We start from the raw sequence: 15,818 nt of genomic DNA, 5'->3' as shown, positions 1-15,818 counted from the left end.
CACCATGAGCAGCACGCACTACGACGTCGTCGTCCTCGGCGCAGGCCCCGGCGGCTACACCGCGGCCGTCCGCTCCGCCCAGCTCGGTCTCAAGGTCGCCGTCGTCGAGTCGAAGTACTGGGGCGGGGTCTGCCTGAACGTCGGCTGCATCCCCTCCAAGGCCCTGCTGCGCAACGCGGAACTCGCGCACATCGTCACCAAGGAGGCCAAGACCTTCGGCATCAAGGTCGAGGGCCAGGTCACCTTCGACTACAGCGAGGCGTTCAAGCGCAGCCGCACCGTCGCCGACGGCCGCGTCAAGGGCGTCCACTACCTGATGAAGAAGAACGGCATCACCGAGTACGACGGCCGCGGCACCTTCGTGGACGACCACACCCTCCAGGTGGCACTGAACGGCGGCGGCTTCGAGGTCGTCACCTTCGACCACTGCATCATCGCCGCCGGTGCCACCACCCGGCTGCTGCCCGGCACCAGCCTGAGCGAGCGCGTGGTCACCTACGAGGAGCAGATCCTCACCGAGGACCTCCCCGGCAGCATCATCATCGCCGGCGCCGGCGCGATCGGCGTCGAGTTCGCCTACGTGCTGCACAACTACGGCGTGCAGGTCACCATCGTCGAGTTCCTCGACCGGATGGTGCCGCTGGAGGACGCCGAGGTCTCCGCCGAGCTGGCCAAGCAGTACCGCAAGCTCGGCATCCAGGTGCTGACCTCCACCCGGGTCGACTCGATCGACGACAAGGACCCGGCCGCCAAGGTCAAGGTCACCGTCACCGCCAAGGACGGTCAGCAGCAGGTGCTGGAGGCCGACAAGGTGCTCCAGGCGATCGGCTTCGCCCCGCGCGTGCACGGCTACGGCCTGGAGAACACCGGGGTCGAGCTGACCGAGCGCGGCGCGATCGCGGTCGACGGCCGCGGCCGGACCAACGTCCCGCACATCTTCGCCATCGGCGACGTCACCGCCAAGCTGATGCTCGCGCACGCCGCCGAGGCGATGGCCGTCATCGCCGCCGAGACCATCGGCGACGCGGAGACCATGGAGGTGGACTTCGCGATGATCCCGCGCGCCACCTACTGCCAGCCGCAGATCGCGAGCTTCGGCTACACCGAGGCGCAGGCCCGCGACCTGGGCTACGACGTCAAGGTCGCCAAGTTCCCCTTCACCGCCAACGGCAAGGCGCACGGCCTCGGCCACCCGACCGGCTTCGTCAAGGTCATCTGCGACAACACCCACGGCGAGCTGCTCGGCGCCCACCTGATCGGGCCCGAGGTCACCGAGCTGCTGCCGGAGCTGACGCTGGCCCAGCAGTGGGACCTCACCGTGCACGAGGTCGCCCGCAACGTGCACGCCCACCCGACCCTGGGCGAGGCCGTCAAGGAGGCGATCCACGGACTGGCCGGCCACATGATCAACATGTGACCGCGCCCGCCCGGCAACGGGGAGGGCCCGCCCGCCGGACGGGCCCTCCCCGGCACCGGGGCCGGGGGCTCGTCGGGTACGGGGAGGGCCGGGCCGGGACGGCAGGGGTGCGGCAGGATGACCGGATGACCGACACCACCCTCAACCTCTGGCGCCGGCACCTCGGCACGGTTCCCGGCGCGGTCTGGGACCGCACCGAGCTGACGGTGCTCATCCTCGCCGAGACCGGCATCACCGAAGTCCCGCCCGCCGTCGGCCGGCTGCACCGGCTGCGCACGCTCGACCTCGGGCACAACCGGATCACCGAGGTGCCGCCGGAGCTCGGCGCCCTCACCGGTCTGACCGACTTCCTCTACCTGCACGACAACGCGCTCACCGCGCTACCGGCGGCCCTCGGCCGGCTCACCGGGCTGCGCTACCTCAACATCGGCGAGAACCCGATCGCCGAACTCCCCGACGCCCTCGGCGCGATGGCCGGCCTGGTGGAACTCCGCGCCCAGCACAACCGGCTGACCGAGCTGCCCGAAACCCTCGGCGGCCTGCGCGCCCTGCGCGAACTCCAACTGCGCGGCAACGCGCTGACCACCCTGCCCGGCTCCTTCACCGGCCTCACCGAACTGCGCGAACTGGAACTGCGCGAGAACGCGCTCCCCGAGGTGCCGTCGGTGCTGGCCGGGCTTCCGCTGCTGCGCCGGCTCGACCTGCGCGGCAACCGGATCACCGCCCTGCCGGACTGGCTGGGGGACCCGGCCGCGCTGCCCGCCCTGGAGAAGCTCGACCTGCGGTGGAACGCCGTCGACCCGGCACCCGCGCTGCTGTCGGCGCTTGCGGCGCGCGGCTGCCACGTCCTGCACTGACGGTGCCCGATGCGGCCCGGGCCGAAAACCGCTCGCCCGCCGGGGCGGTCCGCTGCTAGCGTGGACGGTATGAAGCGCGCCGCAGCCGTCCTCACGACGACGCCGGAGAGAGTCCCGGCGCGCTGACCGCTGAGCTGGTCCGAAGCCCCGGGGCGAGTGCCCCGGGGCTTCGCCGTGCCGGTCCACTCGCCCGCCCGTCCGAGTGGAGACACCGCCATGAACAGCAACCCCGACGCGGCCGCGCCCGCACCGGCCCCCGACCACCGCCGGCTCGGCCGGGAGCTCGAACTCTTCGACACCGACCCGCTGATCGGCTCCGGCCTCCCGTACTGGCTGCCCGACGGCGCCGCGATCCGGCACACCCTGGAGGAGTTCGTCCGAGGCCGCGAGCGGCGCGCCGGCTACCGCCACGTCTACTCGCCCGTCCTCGGCAAACGCGAGCTCTACGAGATCTCCGGCCACTGGCAGCACTACCGCGACGACATGTTCCCGCCGATGGACCTGGGTGCCGAACAGGTCGTGCTGCGCCCCAGCCTCTGCCCGCACCACGCCCTGGTCTACCGCTCGCGCGCCCGCAGCCACCGCGAACTGCCGCTGCGGATCGCCGAACTCGGCGGCATGTACCGCTCCGAGCCGTCCGGCGTGCTCGGCGGATTGACCCGGGTGCGGGCCATCCAGCTGAACGACGCGCACGTCTTCTGCACCCCCGAGCAGGCCGCCGACGAGGCGCTCGCCGCCCTGGAGCTGATCGGCGAGGCGCACCGGGCGCTCGGCATCCGGCCGGTCCGCCACCGGCTCTCGCTGCCCGGCGCGGGCGGCAAGTACGTGGCCGACCCGGCGCTCTGGGAGCGGGCCACCGCGCTGCTCACCGAGGTGCTCCGGCGCTCCGGGGTGCCCTTCGAGGCGGCGGAGGGGGAGGCGGCCTTCTACGGGCCGAAGATCGACGTCCAGATCGCCGACGCCGCCGGGCGCGAGTCCACCCTCTCCACCGTGCAGATCGACTTCCACCAGCCGGAGCGCTTCGGCCTGCGGTACACCGGGCCGGACGGCGCCAGGCACCGCCCGGTGATGGTCCACCGCAGCGTCATCGGCAGCGTCGAACGGGTGGTCGCCCACCTGATCGAGCTGTACCGCGGGGCCTTCCCGGCCTGGCTGGCGCCGACCCAGCTGATGCTGCTGCCGCTCACCGAGGGGGAGCGCGAGCGGGCCGAGCGGGTGCGCGGGCGCTGCCTGGACCTCGGGCTGCGGGCCGAGGTCGCCGGACCCGAGCGGGGCGGCCTCGGCGCCCGGATCCGGGCGGCGCGACTGGTCCCGTACCAGGCGGTGATCGGCCCCCGGGAGGCGGCGGACGACCTGCTGGCGCTGCGCCTGCGCGACGGCCGACGACCGGATCCGCTGCCGGTGGCCGAGGCGCTGGCCAGGATCGGCGCGCTGGTCGGCGCGTGCGCTCCGGAGCTGTGGGACGAGCCGCCGGCCCCCGGCGGCGGTCGGCCTCCTCAGTAGGACTGCACCTCGATCAGCCGGCCCTCCGGGTCGCGCAGGTGGGCGGTGCGCAGGCCGGGACCCCACTCCGGGCGGTCGGCGGGCCCGGCGACGGGTGCGCCGCCGTGCTCCAGGCAGTGGGCGAGGGCCTGCTCGACGTCGTCGACCCGGAGGACCAGCATCGCGCCGTCCTGGGCGGCGGCCGGTGCGGCGGGCAGCGCGGCCGTGCCGACGGCGGCGGCCAACCGCCCGCGGTCGAACAGCGCGAGCACGGTCCGGCCGGCCAGGTCCCAGGCGGCGTACGGGCCTTCGGGGGCGCCCCTGACCGGGGCGGCTCCGGTCAGCGGCGGCAGCACGGCGGCGTAGAACCCGAAGCAGGCGGGGAAGTCGGCGACGAGCAGGCGGTGGTACGGGACGTCCATGACGGGGCCTCCGCGGAAATCGTGGGTGGACACCCACTATAGGGTCTGACCTTAGACTCGCCCCATGGCTTCAGAGGAATCAGTCGCTCCCGCCGCCGTGACCCCGCCGACGCTGCTGGAACTCAGCACCTATCTGCTCTCCCGCACCGGCAAGGCGGCCCGCGCCCGGCTGGCCGAGCGGCTCGCCCGCCGGGGACTGCGGCTGTGGGACATGGCGGTGCTCGCCGCGCTCGCCGACTTCGGCCCGCACGCCCAGCGCGACCTGGTCCGCCGGCTGCGGGTGGACCCCAGCGACATGGCCAAGGTCACCGACCAGTTGGCGGCCGCCGGCTACGTCGTACGGGCCCGCGACACCGCCGACCGGCGCCGCGTCTCGGTCACCGTCACCGAGGCGGGCCGCGCCCTGCTCGCCGAACTGCGCGCCGAGGCGTACGCCGTGCAGGAGGAGGTGCTGGCGCCGCTGAGCGCGGCGGAGCGCCAGGTGCTCCACGAGCTGCTCGGCCGCGTCCACGCGCACCTGCCGGGAGCCCCCTGACCCGCCGCTGCGGTCTCCGGGGTCAGCCGAACGGCAGCGGACGGCGGGCGCCGGCGAACTCGCGGGACCAGCGGGGAATGCCGAGCACACCCTCCAACCGGGCCACCAGCGTGCCGGTGCGCTCGGCGTGGATCATGGCGCCGTCGCCGGCCCAGATGCCGACGTGGTGCAGCGGCGCGTCGGGCCGGGAGAAGAACAGCAGGTCCCCGGGGAGCAGCGCGGCGGTCTCCACCGGGGCGGAGCGGTTGAACTGCGCGACGGTGTAGTGCGCCAGCTCGACCGCGCCCGCGCTCGCCCGGTACCAGCAGTACAGCGACAGCCCGCTGCAGTCGTAGCCGACCGTGGTCTCGCCCAGGCACTGGCCGTCGAGGTAGCCGTTCTCCTCGTCGCAGAAGCCGAGGCTCGCGCCCAGCCGGTCCCCGCCGCCCCAGGCGTACGGCACGCCGATCTGCGAGGCGGCCAGGGCGGCCACCCGGAGGCCGAGCGTGTGGTCCGGACCCGCGTGGCGGGGGCGGGCGGCGGCGGACCCGGCGCCCAGCGCGGGGGCGAGGCCGGCCCCCAGGGCGAGGCCCAGCACCCGGCGGCGGCCCCAGGCCCTGGTGAGGTGCGGGAACGGCATGGGACCCCCTCGGTCGTCGGCGAACCACCAGGATCCCGGCCGGAGCGGGCCGCCCGCCATCACCCGCACCGGTGAATTCGCCGGGCGCGGACCCCGGTCCGCCGAGGGCACCGGCCGGAAATCGATTGACGGTGGCGCGGGCGATCCCAACGATGGGGCCCGGCGCGACCGAACGACCATCCGGGAGGGACCCATGAGCAGCTCCGTCAGGCTGATCCGCAACCACCGCCTCACCCAGGCCGTCGACTACGCCTACGCGGCCTCCGTCGAGGCGCCGGTGCGCTCGCTCTGGCTGGCCGGTGCCTGCCCGCTGGACACCGAGGGGCGTACGGTGGCGGTGGGCGACTACGCGGGCCAGGCCCACCAGGTGATGCGCAACCTGGTGACGGTCCTGGAGGACGAGGGCGCCGCGCTCACCGACGTGGTGCGCACCACGGTGTACGTCGCGTCCTCCCGTCAGGCGGACCTGGTGGCCGTCTGGGAGGTCTACCGCGAGTACCTCGGCGAGCACGACGTGCCCAGTACCCTGCTCGGGGTCTCCGTGCTCGGCTACCACGACCAGCTCGTCGAGGTGGAGGCGGTCGCCGTGCTGGGCTGACCGTGCCGGGCGGCGGGGAGCCGGTCCGGCGCGGTGGCCGCCCGGTCGGTATTCTCTGACGCCGCGTGTCCGCGGGCCCGGCAGGCAGCGACGCCGGTAGCGCGGAGTGCCCCGTCCGGCCACGGGTAAGATACGGGCTGTTTGGTTTTGTTTCGCTTGTGTGTGCGGGGGTGGTCGTGGTGGCGCGACAGGAACGGGCGCTGCGGACGCGGCGGCTGATTCTGGAGGCCGCGGCCTCGGTGTTCGACGAGTTCGGTTACGAGCGGGCGACCATCGGCGAGGTCGTCGCCCGGGCCGGCGTGACCCGCGGTGCCGTCTACTTCCACTTCGCGTCCAAGGCCGACCTGGCCCTGGGCGTCATCGAGGGGCAGTTCGAGGCCGAGGCCGTGCCCGAGCGCCCGTGCAAGCTCCAGGAGTTCGTGGACACCGGGATGGTGGTCACCCATCTGGTGCCGATCGATCCGCTGGTCAGCGCCGGTGTGCGGCTCTCGGTGGACCACGCCGCGGACCGCCGGCTGGGCGTCGACGCCGCGCCGGGCTGGATCGCCCGGCTGGAGCGGCTGCTGATCGCCGCGGGCGAGCGGGGCGAGCTGCTGCCGCACGTGGTGCCGGCCGACACGGCCGGGTTGACGACCGCGTCCTGGGTGGGCGTGCAGCTCCAGTCGCAGCGGTTCACCAACCGGGCCGACCTCGCGGAGCGGGTCTCGGTCCTCTACCGGCACCTGATGCCGAGCATCGCCGTCGCCGGGGTGCTCGCCTGCCTCGACCTTGCGCCGGACCGCGGCGCGCGGGTGTACGCGGAGATGGTGGCCGCGCGCGGCCGGGCCGAGGGCCCGGCCGGTGACGGCTCCGCCGGTGGTTCCGACGATCGCTCCGAAGAAACCGGTGGGACCGGCGTGGAAGCCGAATGATACGGCGCGTCCGGTTTCCCCGGTCGGATCGCCCACCGCACCACGGCTGCGGAGCGTAGTCGGCACGGCCGGGTGCGGCGGGCCGACGGCAGACGGGCCGTCAGCGGATGGCCGGCAGAACGGCGTTGCCGCTCCGCCCGGCGGCCGCCTCGATGAACTCCACCGGGTCGGCCACCTCCGCCAGCAGGGTGCGGGTGGCCTCCAGCGCCGCCGCCGGGGGCGGCGGGCCGCCGACCGACGCCGTCAGGTCGAGCAGGTGGACGGTCGCCTACACCACCGCCACCTCGGTGAGCGCGTCGAGCGTCACGGTGTCCAGGAGCGGATGGCCGACCACGGTGTCCGGCGAGAGCTCCGCGAGCCGCGCCAGCACCTGTGCGCCGTCCTTCTGCCGCCCCATCACCAGGCTCCTCCCTCGACGGTGTACGGATCACCGTCCACCGTAGGGCACGCCCCGCCCGGGCGGGTCTGCTCAGCGGGGTCCGGGCCGGTCCAGCGCCCGCAGGGCGTCCAGCACGTCCAGGCCGAGGTCCGGCGCGGCGTCCTCCGGCAGGCTGACCGAGACCCGGGTGGCCAGTCCCGAGTACCGGCGGTGGATCTCCCGGGCGGCCTCCTCGACCGTGCCCGTGACGGCGAAGGTGCCGAGGACCCGGTCGTCGATCAGCGCGGCCATCTCGGGCCAGCGGCCGCGCAGCGACAGCCGGTGCAGCTCCTCGTGCAGCTCCTCCCAGCCGTGCAGGGCCAGCACCGGGCGGTAGGCGGGCGTGGAGGCGTAGAAGGCGAGCCGCTCGCGGACGGCCGCGAGGTTGGCGCGCAGCTCCTCCTCGGTGCGGCCGGTCGCGGTGAGCACGCTGCCGACCACCTCGAAGGGCCGTCCGGTCCAGGCCGCGCCCTCGGCCTCGGCCCGCCCGCGCTCCTCGGCGAGCGCCGGCAGCACCTGCCGGGTGAGGTAGTCGACCGAGGTGAACGGGTGGCTGAGGAAGCCGTCCGCCACCGCGCCGGCGGTGCGCACCATCAGCGGCCCGACGCCCGCCAGCAGGATCCGCGGCACCCCGGCCGGGACCGGGTCGGGGGAGAAGACCGGCGTCATCACGGTGTGGGTGTAGAAGTCGCCGCGGAAGCGCAGCCGCTCACCGGTCTGCCAGCTGTGCCAGATCGCCCGCACGGCGTGCACGTACTCGCGCATCCGCGCGGCGGGCCGGTCCCAGGGCATCCCGAAGCGCTTCTCGATGTGCGGCTTGACCTGGGAGCCGAGCCCGATGACGGCGCGTCCGCCGGAGGCCGCGTGCAGGCCCCAGGCCTGGTAGGCGAGGGTCATCGGGGTGCGGGCCAGGGCCACCGCGACCCCGGTGGCCAGCTCGATGGAGCTGGTGCGGTCGGCGGCCCGGGCCAGCTGGAGGAAGGGGTCGTAAGCGGTCTCGGAGACCACCAGCCGGTCCGCGCCCCGCCGTTCGGCCCGTTCGGCGGCGTCCAGGACGGCGGCGGGGTGCGCGGGGGCGAGCGCGTCGAGGAGGAGGGCGGGGGCCTGCGGGCGGTCCATCGGTCGGGCTCCAGGTGGGCGGGTCGGGTCCGGTGGGGCGGCGACGGCTCCGGGCGGCGCCGGGCGGGGCGACGCGCGGTCAGGCGGGTCGACGCCGGGTCAGGGGCGGGGCCAGGGCCGTCCGTCGAGCCGCTCGATGCCGGTGTTGAAGCGCCGCAGGAACGCGGCGAAGGCCTCGATGTCCTCGGTGGGCCAGTCCTCCATCACCAGGCCGAGGGCGTGGGCGCGCGCCGCACGGTCCTCGTCGAGCCGGCGGTCGCCCTCCTCGGTGATGCGGAACTTGCGGGCCAGCCCGCCCTCGGGGTCGGGGATCCGCTCGACCAGCCCGGCCCGGCCCATCGCGGCGGTCTGCCGGTTGAGGGTGGAGGCGTCGAGCCCGAAGGCGTCGCTGAGCTCGCCGATCGACATCGGGCCCTGCACCCGGATCCGGCTGAGCAGGATGTACGCGCTGCGCTCCAGTGCGTTCTCGTGCGGCCGGGCGCCGTGCGGGCTCAGGTAGTGGTGCCGGCTGAGCACCATGTACTCGAACGCCACGTCGTCCGTGGGCTCGCTGGGTCCGCTCATGACGTCGCCCTTTCCCGTCCCTGGCTCCGGCGCCCTGACCTGCGGTGTTAGCGCACAGTATGGCAGGCGTGCGCCCATCGGAGTTGATATGCATCATGCATATCATGTGTAGGATGCATATCCGTTGACCCGTGCACGGACCCGAGGAGCCCCCGCTGATGGCCGCCCCACATACCGCCGCCCCCGACCGGACCAGGGGCATCGTCGCCACGCTCGCCCTCACCGGCACGCTGGCGGCGATCATGCAGACCCTGGTCACCCCGCTGATCGGCGAGCTGCCGAAGATCCTGGACACCTCCGCGTCCAACGCCTCCTGGGTGATCACCGCCACCCTGCTGTCGGGCGCGGTGTTCGTGCCGATCAGCGGCCGGCTCGGCGACCTGCTCGGCAAGCGGCGGATGCTGCTGGCGTGCTGCGTCCCGCTCCTGGTCGGCTCGGTGATCTGCGCGCTGACCTCGTCCGTCCTGCCGATGATCGTCGGGCGCGGACTGCAGGGCATGGGCATGGGCGTCGTCCCGCTCGGCATCAGCCTGCTGCGCGAGGTGCTGCCGCCCGAACGGCTGGGCTCCGCGATCGCCCTGGTCAGTGCCTCGATGGGAATCGGCGGCGGCCTCGGCCTGCCCATCTCGGCGGCGGTCGCCCAGTACACCAGCTGGCGCGTGCTGTTCTGGGGCGCGGCCGTCCTCACCGTGGTGATCGCCGCGATGATCCGCTCCCTGGTGCCCGCCCCCGCCACCGCGCCGGCCGGCGGCCGCTTCGACGCCGTCGGCGCGGTCGGGCTGGGCGCCGGACTGGTCTGCCTGATGCTGCCGGTCTCCAAGGGCGGGGACTGGGGCTGGACGGACGGGACCACCCTCGGACTGTTCGCCGCCGCCGTGGTCCTGCTGCTGGCCTGGGGCGCCTGGGAGCTGCGGAGCGCCGAACCGCTGGTCGACCTGCGGGTGACCGCCCGTCCGCGGGTGCTGCTGACCAACCTGGCGTCGGTGCTGGTCGGCTTCGGGATGTACGCGCAGGCGCTGATCATCCCGCAGCTGCTCCAGCTGCCGGAGGCCACCGGCTACGGACTGGGCCAGTCGATGCTGGCCATGGGCCTGTGGATGGCGCCCTCCGGTCTGATGATGATGGTCGTCTCGCCGTTCGGCGGCCGGCTCTCGGCGGCGCGCGGCCCGAAGTTCACGCTGGTCGTCGGCTCCCTGGCGATCGCCGCCGGGTACGGGCTGTCGATGCTGCTGATCGGCTCCACCTGGGGCGTGCTGGTCGTCACCCTGGTCTGCAACGCGGGCGTCGGCCTGGCGTACGGCGCGATGCCGGCGCTGATCATGAGCGCCGTGCCGCTGTCCGAGACGGCCTCGGCGAACAGCTTCAACACCCTGATGCGCTCGCTGGGCACCACGGTGTCGGCCGCCGTCGTCGGTGTGGTGCTCGCCCAGCTGACCGCCAGCACGGGCGGTCACGTACTGCCCTCCGAGAGCGGCTTCCGGGTCGGTCTGCTGATCGGCTGCGGGGTGGCCCTGGTCGCCGCGGCGGTGGCCGCCACCATCCCGGTGCCGCCCGCGCCGGGCACCCCGAAGGCCGCCGTCGGCGAGCCGCGGCGCGCCGCCGTGGGTGACGCCGCCTCCGCCTGACGGCGCGCGTACCGGCGGGTGCGGGCGCGGGTGCGGCGGGCAGGCTCCGCCGCGCCCGCACCCGCGTCCCGCCCTCCGATCGGGTGAGCGCCCGGCGCGTGCGCGGCGGGCCCGCACCCGGGGCCGCGACCATACGGGGACCAACCGCCTCCCAAGGGAAGGGATGTCGCCATGGGCCGTGCCCTGATCGTCGTCGATGTGCAGAAGGACTTCTGCGAGGGCGGCAGCGTCCCGGTCAAGGGCGGTGCCGGGCGGGCCGCCGCCATCGCCGGCCTGCTGCGCGAGACCGACGGCGAGTACGACTACGTCGTCGCCACCCGCGACCACCACATCGACCCGGGCCCGCACTTCTCCGACCGCCCCGACTACCGGGACTCCTTCCCGGTGCACTGCGTGGTCGGCACCGAGGGCGGGGAGTTCCACCCGGACTTCGCCCCCGCGGTGGCCGCCGGGGCGGTCGACGAGGTCTTCTTCAAGGGCGCCCGCTCCGCCTCCAAGAGCGGTTTCGAGGGCTTCACCGCGGACGGCACCCCGCTGGCCGACTGGCTGCGCGCCCGCGACGTCGGGGGCGTCGACGTCGTCGGCATCGCGACCGACCACTGCGTCAGGGCCACCGCGCTCGACGGCGCCAAGGAGGGCTTCGCCGTGCGCGTCCTGCTCGACTACACGGCCGGGGTCGCCGCCGACACCACCGCCACGGCCCTGGACGACCTGCGCGGCGCCGGGGTCGCCCTCACCGGAACGCCCGTCGTCCTGGCCTGACCGGGCACGCCTCCCGGACCGCGGTCCGGGAACGGTGGTGCGCGAGTGGGTGACGGGGCGGGAGCTGCTGCGTAGACTCGGGCGACCTGCGCCGGACGAGTCCAGGAGCCCTCACCATGACCTCGCCCTTCCCGTCTCCCAGCATCAGCGCCGGCAGCACCTCCGTGCCGTTGCTGGACCACACCATCGGTGTCGCGCTCGACCGCGCCGTCGCCGCCTTCCCGGACCGGGAGGCGCTGGTGGACGTGCCGAGCGGGCGGCGGTGGACGTACCGGGAACTGGCCGCGGAGGTGGACCGGGTCGCGCTCGGACTCCTCGGCCTCGGGGTCGGCGCCGGTGACCGGGTCGGCATCTGGGCCCCGAACTGCCCGGAGTGGGTCTTCACCCAGTACGCCACCGCGCGGATCGGCGCGGTCCTGGTGACCGTGAACCCCGGCTACCGCACCCACGAGGTCGAGTACGTGCTGCGGCAGTCGGGGATCCGCACGGTGGTGGCGGTGCCGGGCTTCAAGACCTCGGACTACGCGGCCATGCTCGCCGAGGCCGGGCCGCGCTGTCCCGGGCTGCGGGACGTGCTGCTGATCGGGTCGCCCGGCTGGGACGAGCTGCTGGCGGCGGGGGAGCGCGGCGACCGGGAGCGGCTGGCCGGCATCGGCGCGGGCCTGAGCCCCTACGACCCGATCAACATCCAGTACACCTCGGGCACCACGGGCTTCCCCAAGGGCGCCACGCTCTCGCACCACAACATCCTCAACAACGGCTACTTCGTCGGCGAGTTGTGCGGCTACACGGAGGCGGACCGGATCTGCGTGCCCGTGCCGTTCTACCACTGCTTCGGGATGGTGATGGGAAACCTGGCGGCGCTCTCGCACGGCGCCTGCGTGGTGATCCCGGCCCCGGCCTTCGAGCCGGCCGCCACCCTGCGCGCGGTGTCCGCCGAGCGCTGCACCTCGCTCTACGGCGTGCCGACCATGTTCATCGCCGAGCTCAACGACCCGGGCTTCGCCGAGTACGACCTGTCCGGCCTGCGCACCGGGATCATGGCCGGCTCGCCGTGCCCGATCGAGGTGATGAAGCAGGTCGTCGACCGGATGGGCATGCGCGACGTCTCCATCTGCTACGGCATGACCGAGACCTCCCCGGTCTCCACCCAGACCCGCGCCGAGGACCCGCTGGAGCGGCGGGTGTCCACGGTCGGCCGGGTCGGCCCGCACCTGGAGGTCAAGGTGGCCGACCCGGAGACCGGCGAGACCGTCCCGCGCGGCACGCCCGGCGAACTCCGCACCCGCGGCTACTCGGTGATGCTCGGCTACTGGGACCAGCCCGACCGCACCGCCGAGGCGGTCGACGCCGACGGCTGGATGCACACCGGCGACCTCGCGGTGATGGACGAGGAGGGCTACCTCAACATCACCGGCCGGCTGAAGGACATGGTGATCCGGGGCGGCGAGAACATCTACCCGCGCGAGATCGAGGAGTTCCTGTTCACCCACCCCGACGTCCTGGACGTCCAGGTGATCGGCGTGCCCGACGCCAAGTACGGCGAGGAGCTGATGGCCTGGGTCCGGCTGCGGCCCGGCGCGCCCGGACTGACCGCCGAGGCGCTGCGCGAGTACTGCGCGGGCCGGATCGCGCACTACAAGGTGCCGCGCTACGTGCACCAGGTGGACGAGTTCCCGATGACCGTCACCGGGAAGATCCGCAAGGTGGAGATGCGGGAGCGGGCCGTCGAACTGCTGGGCCTGGACGGGGCGGCGGGCATCGAGCACGCCTGACCCGGCCTCACACCCCCCGAACCGCAGGACCGCCCCGGGCGCTCACGCCCCGTCGTGCTGCCGGCGGACCATCTCGGTGATCCAGACGGGCGCGTACGGCGAGGTGCAGCCCGGGGACGTCGGGTAGTCCTTGAGCACCTCCAGGCGCTCGCCGATGTCGAGGGCGCGCGCCCGGTAGTCGGCGTGGTCGATGCCGATCCGGGCCAGGCAGGTGTTCATCGCCCACTGCAGCCGGTCCGGGGCGTCCCGCAGCTGCGCCTCGATGACGTCCAGCAGCGCGGCCAGGTCGAGGCCCTCGGGCTTCGTCGCCACCCGGTCGGCGGTCAGCGCCCAGCCCGCGCTCGCGACCAGCGGGTCGGGATCGGCCGACCAGGCCCGGCGCAGCTCCTCGGCGTGCGGGCTCTTCTTCACCACGTAGCCGATCAGCCAGTCCTGCACCTTGGGCGTGCGGGCCGCGCGCAGCATGGCGTCCAGCTCGTCGCGCCCGAACTCCCTGGGCCGGCACACCAGCAGCGCCAGCAGGCGCGCCGCGCCGTCGCCGGTCGCCCAGAGCCCCCGGGCCAGCTCCTGCTGCGTGCCCAGCCGCTTGGCCACGGCACGCAGCCCGGTGAGGTTGACGCCGTGGTCGTCGCCGTGCCGCTCGTTCACCCGGCGGATCTTCGGGTCCTCCAGCGCGGCCAGCTCGGCCGTCACCTCGGCCACCTGCTCGGTCACCGTCACCTCCGGCATCTCGGTCTCCTGTCCGTCGCCTCTCCGGTTCACCCTACGGCGCAGCCGCGACAGTTACGCACAGTGACTGTACGGGGGCGTCGGGTGAGACTAGGATCGAAGGCGAACCAGTGGGTCGGTGGACGGCCCGGTGCGCGGCCCCCCGGATCTCCGGTGGGCATCCGGTGGTCGGCACCCGCCACACCGGAAAGGGGAATCTCATGGCTACGGCAGTGGGCACCGCGTTCAGTACCGCGCTCTCCTGGATCGGCCGGAACTCGGACGGCCGGCTGGAGGTATTCGTCCGGGGCGGGCGCGGTGCCGTCCACCACATCTGGCAGAGGACTCCCGACAGTGACGAGAGCTGGTCGCGCTGGGAGTCGCTCGGCGGCACCGTGACCGGTAGTCCGGTGGTCGGCGCGGACGTCGACGGCCGCCTGACGGTCTTCGTCCACAGCGGGGAGAACGCCACTCTCCGTTACATCCGACAGGACCTCAGGGTCTCCAAGGGCTGGGGCGACTGGAAGTCGCTGGAGGGTTCCCTGGTGGGCGACCCGATGCTCGCCCAGAACAGCGACGGCCACCTGGAGGTCTTCGTCCACGGCACCGGCAACGTCGTCCAGCACATCTGGCAGACCGACTCCGACAGCCGCTGGTCCTCGTGGGGGACCATCCAGATCGCCACGGTGGGCGACCCGACGCCCGCCCCGAACGCCAACGGCCATCTGGAGGTCTTCACCCGCGACGGCTACGGCAACGTCCAGCACGCCTACCAGCGCCCGCTGATCAACGGGTGGAAGATCGGGTCCCCGCTCGGCGGCAACAACGTCGCGAGCGATGCGGCGGCGGTCCAGAACGACGACGGTCGGCTGGAACTCTTCGCCCGGTACACCGACAACACGCTCTGGCACCTGTGGCAGACCGCCGCCAACAACGGCTGGACCGGCACCTGGGAGTCGCTGGGCGGCAGCCTGGCCGGCGACCCGGCCGCGGCCCGGAACTCCGGCGGCCGACTGGAGGTCTTCTGCCGCGGCACCGACAACACGGTGCAGCGGTCCGTGCAGCGGCCGGTCGGGAAGGGCTGGGAGAAGTGGGCGCCGCTCGGCGGCCCGATCGGCGCCACCCCGGCCGGTGACCCGGCCGTCTCCCAGGACGCGGACAACCGGCTGCACGTCTTCGTCCCCTGCACGGACGCGACCGTCCGGCACGTCTGGCAGGTCTCCGGCGGCGGATGGTCGGACTGGGCCTCGCTCGGGGCGCCCTGAGGGGACCGGGCCCGGGTGCGAGGAGCGCGCCCGGGCCCCGGCCCCGTCAGAGCGCGGCGACCTCGGCGCGCAGGGCGGGCAGCGTGGCGTACATCGTGCCGCCGGGGCAGTCGGTGGCCAGCCAGTCGCGGTGGCCGCTGATCAGGTCGACCGGCTTGGTGACGCCGTTGACCGGGTTGACGAAGGTGACGTGCGCCTGCGGGTCGAGCCCGTGGGTGCGGGTCAGCAGGGCGAGCAGCAGGGTCAGCGAGCGGCGGGCCTTCGCGGTCGCGTCCTGGCCGGTCAGGGTGCCCAGCAGGGCGATGCCGAGGTTGCCCGAGTTGAAGCCGGAGGTGTGGAAGGCGGTCACCGCGTTGCCGTTGGCGTCGTGCGCCGGCAGGCCGTCGTCGCCGGACCAGCGGCCCTCGTAGATCCGGCCGGCCTCGTCGATGAGGAAGTGGTAGCCGATGTCGCCCCAGTCCTGGGTGACGGCGTGGTACTCGTAGATCGCCCGCACGGTCGCGGCCGGGTCGGCGTCCGCGTTCGGGGTGTCGGTGTGGTGCACCGTCAGGGTCTGCAGCGGGTAGTACTTGGCGGGGGAGTTCTCCACGCCGTTCTTGAAGCGCTTGGACTCGTCGGCGCCCCACGCGGCGCGGCTGAGGTACTCGACGCCGCAGAAGGTGACCGGGGCGGTCGGGGAGAGCGTGGCCGTGCGGGCCGGGCCCCGGGTGGTGTCCAGGGCGGTGGAGCGCGGGTTGGCGG

At 73.8% G+C, this 15,818-nt stretch carries 17 protein-coding genes; 10 read left to right on the top strand and 7 right to left on the bottom strand.

Annotation, left to right across the window (positions count from 1 at the left end; all coding sequences use genetic code 11):
• Positions 1-4: 4 nt before the first annotated feature.
• From lpdA to thrS, 3 genes are all read left to right on the top strand, one after another.
• Positions 5-1,417: a dihydrolipoyl dehydrogenase gene (gene lpdA / locus ACFU74_RS16770; RefSeq protein ID WP_380757166.1), complete on the top strand. Its 1,413-nt coding sequence runs from the start codon at positions 5-7 to the stop codon at positions 1,415-1,417.
• A gap of 125 nt (positions 1,418-1,542) precedes the next feature.
• Entirely contained in the window at positions 1,543-2,274 is a 732-nt protein-coding gene (locus ACFU74_RS16765) for a leucine-rich repeat domain-containing protein (protein ID WP_380757164.1), read from the top strand.
• A gap of 216 nt (positions 2,275-2,490) precedes the next feature.
• Positions 2,491-3,777, top strand: a complete 1,287-nt coding sequence (gene thrS / locus ACFU74_RS16760) for a threonine--tRNA ligase (RefSeq protein ID WP_380757162.1) — start codon at positions 2,491-2,493, stop codon at positions 3,775-3,777.
• Here thrS and ACFU74_RS16755 read toward each other — a convergent pair.
• Positions 3,771-4,211, bottom strand: a complete 441-nt coding sequence (locus ACFU74_RS16755) for a VOC family protein (protein ID WP_380757160.1) — start codon at positions 4,209-4,211, stop codon at positions 3,771-3,773. The two genes, thrS and ACFU74_RS16755, sit on opposite strands and share 7 nt — an antisense overlap.
• Before the next feature lie 31 nt (positions 4,212-4,242).
• Here ACFU74_RS16755 and ACFU74_RS16750 point away from each other — a divergent pair, with 31 nt between their 5' ends.
• Positions 4,243-4,713, top strand: coding sequence for a MarR family winged helix-turn-helix transcriptional regulator (locus ACFU74_RS16750; RefSeq protein WP_380757158.1), 471 nt, complete (start codon positions 4,243-4,245; stop codon positions 4,711-4,713).
• Between the two features lie 22 nt (positions 4,714-4,735).
• Here the strand turns inward: ACFU74_RS16750 and ACFU74_RS16745 are convergent, their stop codons facing one another.
• Positions 4,736-5,332, bottom strand: coding sequence for a C40 family peptidase (locus tag ACFU74_RS16745; RefSeq protein ID WP_380757156.1), 597 nt, complete (start codon positions 5,330-5,332; stop codon positions 4,736-4,738).
• Between the two features lie 193 nt (positions 5,333-5,525).
• Here ACFU74_RS16745 and ACFU74_RS16740 point away from each other — a divergent pair, with 193 nt between their 5' ends.
• A complete protein-coding gene (locus tag ACFU74_RS16740) occupies positions 5,526-5,930 on the top strand; it encodes a RidA family protein (protein WP_380757154.1) in 405 nt (134 codons plus the stop codon).
• Between the two features lie 179 nt (positions 5,931-6,109).
• A complete protein-coding gene (locus ACFU74_RS16735) occupies positions 6,110-6,841 on the top strand; it encodes a ScbR family autoregulator-binding transcription factor (protein ID WP_380757152.1) in 732 nt (243 codons plus the stop codon).
• Between the two features lie 268 nt (positions 6,842-7,109).
• On the opposite strand, the gene ACFU74_RS16730 is transcribed toward ACFU74_RS16735, so the two are convergent.
• The 3 genes from ACFU74_RS16730 to ACFU74_RS16720 all read right to left on the bottom strand — a co-directional run bounded on the left by ACFU74_RS16730 (position 7,110) and on the right by ACFU74_RS16720 (position 8,942).
• Positions 7,110-7,238 carry a hypothetical protein gene (locus ACFU74_RS16730; RefSeq protein ID WP_380757150.1) on the bottom strand — a complete coding sequence of 43 codons (129 nt, stop codon included), beginning with the start codon at positions 7,236-7,238 and terminating at the stop codon, positions 7,110-7,112.
• 72 nt (positions 7,239-7,310) lie between these two features.
• Complete coding sequence (locus ACFU74_RS16725) at positions 7,311-8,378, bottom strand: TIGR03617 family F420-dependent LLM class oxidoreductase (protein ID WP_380757148.1); 1,068 nt, start codon at positions 8,376-8,378, stop codon at positions 7,311-7,313.
• 99 nt (positions 8,379-8,477) lie between these two features.
• On the bottom strand, positions 8,478-8,942 hold the full coding sequence (locus ACFU74_RS16720; RefSeq protein ID WP_380757146.1) for a MarR family winged helix-turn-helix transcriptional regulator: 465 nt from the start codon (positions 8,940-8,942) through the stop codon (positions 8,478-8,480).
• A 158-nt stretch (positions 8,943-9,100) separates the two neighbouring features.
• Between ACFU74_RS16720 and ACFU74_RS16715 the strand changes: the two genes are divergently transcribed.
• The 3 genes from ACFU74_RS16715 to ACFU74_RS16705 all read left to right on the top strand — a co-directional run bounded on the left by ACFU74_RS16715 (position 9,101) and on the right by ACFU74_RS16705 (position 13,104).
• On the top strand, positions 9,101-10,567 hold the full coding sequence (locus tag ACFU74_RS16715; RefSeq protein ID WP_380757143.1) for an MFS transporter: 1,467 nt from the start codon (positions 9,101-9,103) through the stop codon (positions 10,565-10,567).
• A 171-nt stretch (positions 10,568-10,738) separates the two neighbouring features.
• Positions 10,739-11,329: an isochorismatase family protein gene (locus tag ACFU74_RS16710; protein WP_380757141.1), complete on the top strand. Its 591-nt coding sequence runs from the start codon at positions 10,739-10,741 to the stop codon at positions 11,327-11,329.
• Positions 11,330-11,445: 116 nt separating this feature from the next.
• The gene (locus ACFU74_RS16705; protein WP_380757139.1) at positions 11,446-13,104 is read left to right on the top strand and encodes an AMP-binding protein; all 1,659 of its coding nucleotides are present in this window, start codon (positions 11,446-11,448) and stop codon (positions 13,102-13,104) included.
• A 42-nt stretch (positions 13,105-13,146) separates the two neighbouring features.
• Here the strand turns inward: ACFU74_RS16705 and ACFU74_RS16700 are convergent, their stop codons facing one another.
• The gene (locus tag ACFU74_RS16700; protein WP_380757137.1) at positions 13,147-13,833 is read right to left on the bottom strand and encodes a DNA alkylation repair protein; all 687 of its coding nucleotides are present in this window, start codon (positions 13,831-13,833) and stop codon (positions 13,147-13,149) included.
• A 200-nt stretch (positions 13,834-14,033) separates the two neighbouring features.
• Here ACFU74_RS16700 and ACFU74_RS16695 point away from each other — a divergent pair, with 200 nt between their 5' ends.
• The gene (locus ACFU74_RS16695; protein WP_380757135.1) at positions 14,034-15,077 is read left to right on the top strand and encodes a hypothetical protein; all 1,044 of its coding nucleotides are present in this window, start codon (positions 14,034-14,036) and stop codon (positions 15,075-15,077) included.
• Positions 15,078-15,123: 46 nt separating this feature from the next.
• Here the strand turns inward: ACFU74_RS16695 and ACFU74_RS16690 are convergent.
• The coding region (locus ACFU74_RS16690) for an N-acetylmuramoyl-L-alanine amidase (RefSeq protein WP_380757133.1) at positions 15,124-15,818 on the bottom strand (695 nt) is incomplete at its 5' end.

It is taken from the genome of Kitasatospora sp. NPDC057500, assembly GCF_042802195.1.
Lineage (GTDB): Bacteria > Actinomycetota > Actinomycetes > Streptomycetales > Streptomycetaceae > Kitasatospora.
Note: the sequence above shows the minus strand (reverse complement) of the source record. Positions and strands in the feature narration are given on the sequence as shown.

Bases quoted from the DNA above. Each gene is read 5' to 3' on its own strand.
- ACFU74_RS16745 (WP_380757156.1), bottom strand. From the start codon at position 5,332: ATGCCGTTCCCGCACCTCACCAGGGCCTGGGGCCGCCGCCGGGTGCTG.
- ACFU74_RS16725 (WP_380757148.1), bottom strand. From the start codon at position 8,378: ATGGACCGCCCGCAGGCCCCCGCCCTCCTCCTCGACGCGCTCGCCCCC.
- ACFU74_RS16730 (WP_380757150.1), bottom strand. From the start codon at position 7,238: ATGGGGCGGCAGAAGGACGGCGCACAGGTGCTGGCGCGGCTCGCGGAG.
- lpdA (WP_380757166.1), top strand. From the start codon at position 5: ATGAGCAGCACGCACTACGACGTCGTCGTCCTCGGCGCAGGCCCCGGC.
- ACFU74_RS16765 (WP_380757164.1), top strand. From the start codon at position 1,543: ATGACCGACACCACCCTCAACCTCTGGCGCCGGCACCTCGGCACGGTT.
- ACFU74_RS16720 (WP_380757146.1), bottom strand. From the start codon at position 8,942: ATGAGCGGACCCAGCGAGCCCACGGACGACGTGGCGTTCGAGTACATG.
- ACFU74_RS16710 (WP_380757141.1), top strand. From the start codon at position 10,739: ATGGGCCGTGCCCTGATCGTCGTCGATGTGCAGAAGGACTTCTGCGAG.
- ACFU74_RS16705 (WP_380757139.1), top strand. From the start codon at position 11,446: ATGACCTCGCCCTTCCCGTCTCCCAGCATCAGCGCCGGCAGCACCTCC.
- thrS (WP_380757162.1), top strand. From the start codon at position 2,491: ATGAACAGCAACCCCGACGCGGCCGCGCCCGCACCGGCCCCCGACCAC.
- ACFU74_RS16715 (WP_380757143.1), top strand. From the start codon at position 9,101: ATGGCCGCCCCACATACCGCCGCCCCCGACCGGACCAGGGGCATCGTC.
- ACFU74_RS16700 (WP_380757137.1), bottom strand. From the start codon at position 13,833: ATGCCGGAGGTGACGGTGACCGAGCAGGTGGCCGAGGTGACGGCCGAG.
- ACFU74_RS16750 (WP_380757158.1), top strand. From the start codon at position 4,243: ATGGCTTCAGAGGAATCAGTCGCTCCCGCCGCCGTGACCCCGCCGACG.
- ACFU74_RS16740 (WP_380757154.1), top strand. From the start codon at position 5,526: ATGAGCAGCTCCGTCAGGCTGATCCGCAACCACCGCCTCACCCAGGCC.
- ACFU74_RS16695 (WP_380757135.1), top strand. From the start codon at position 14,034: ATGGCTACGGCAGTGGGCACCGCGTTCAGTACCGCGCTCTCCTGGATC.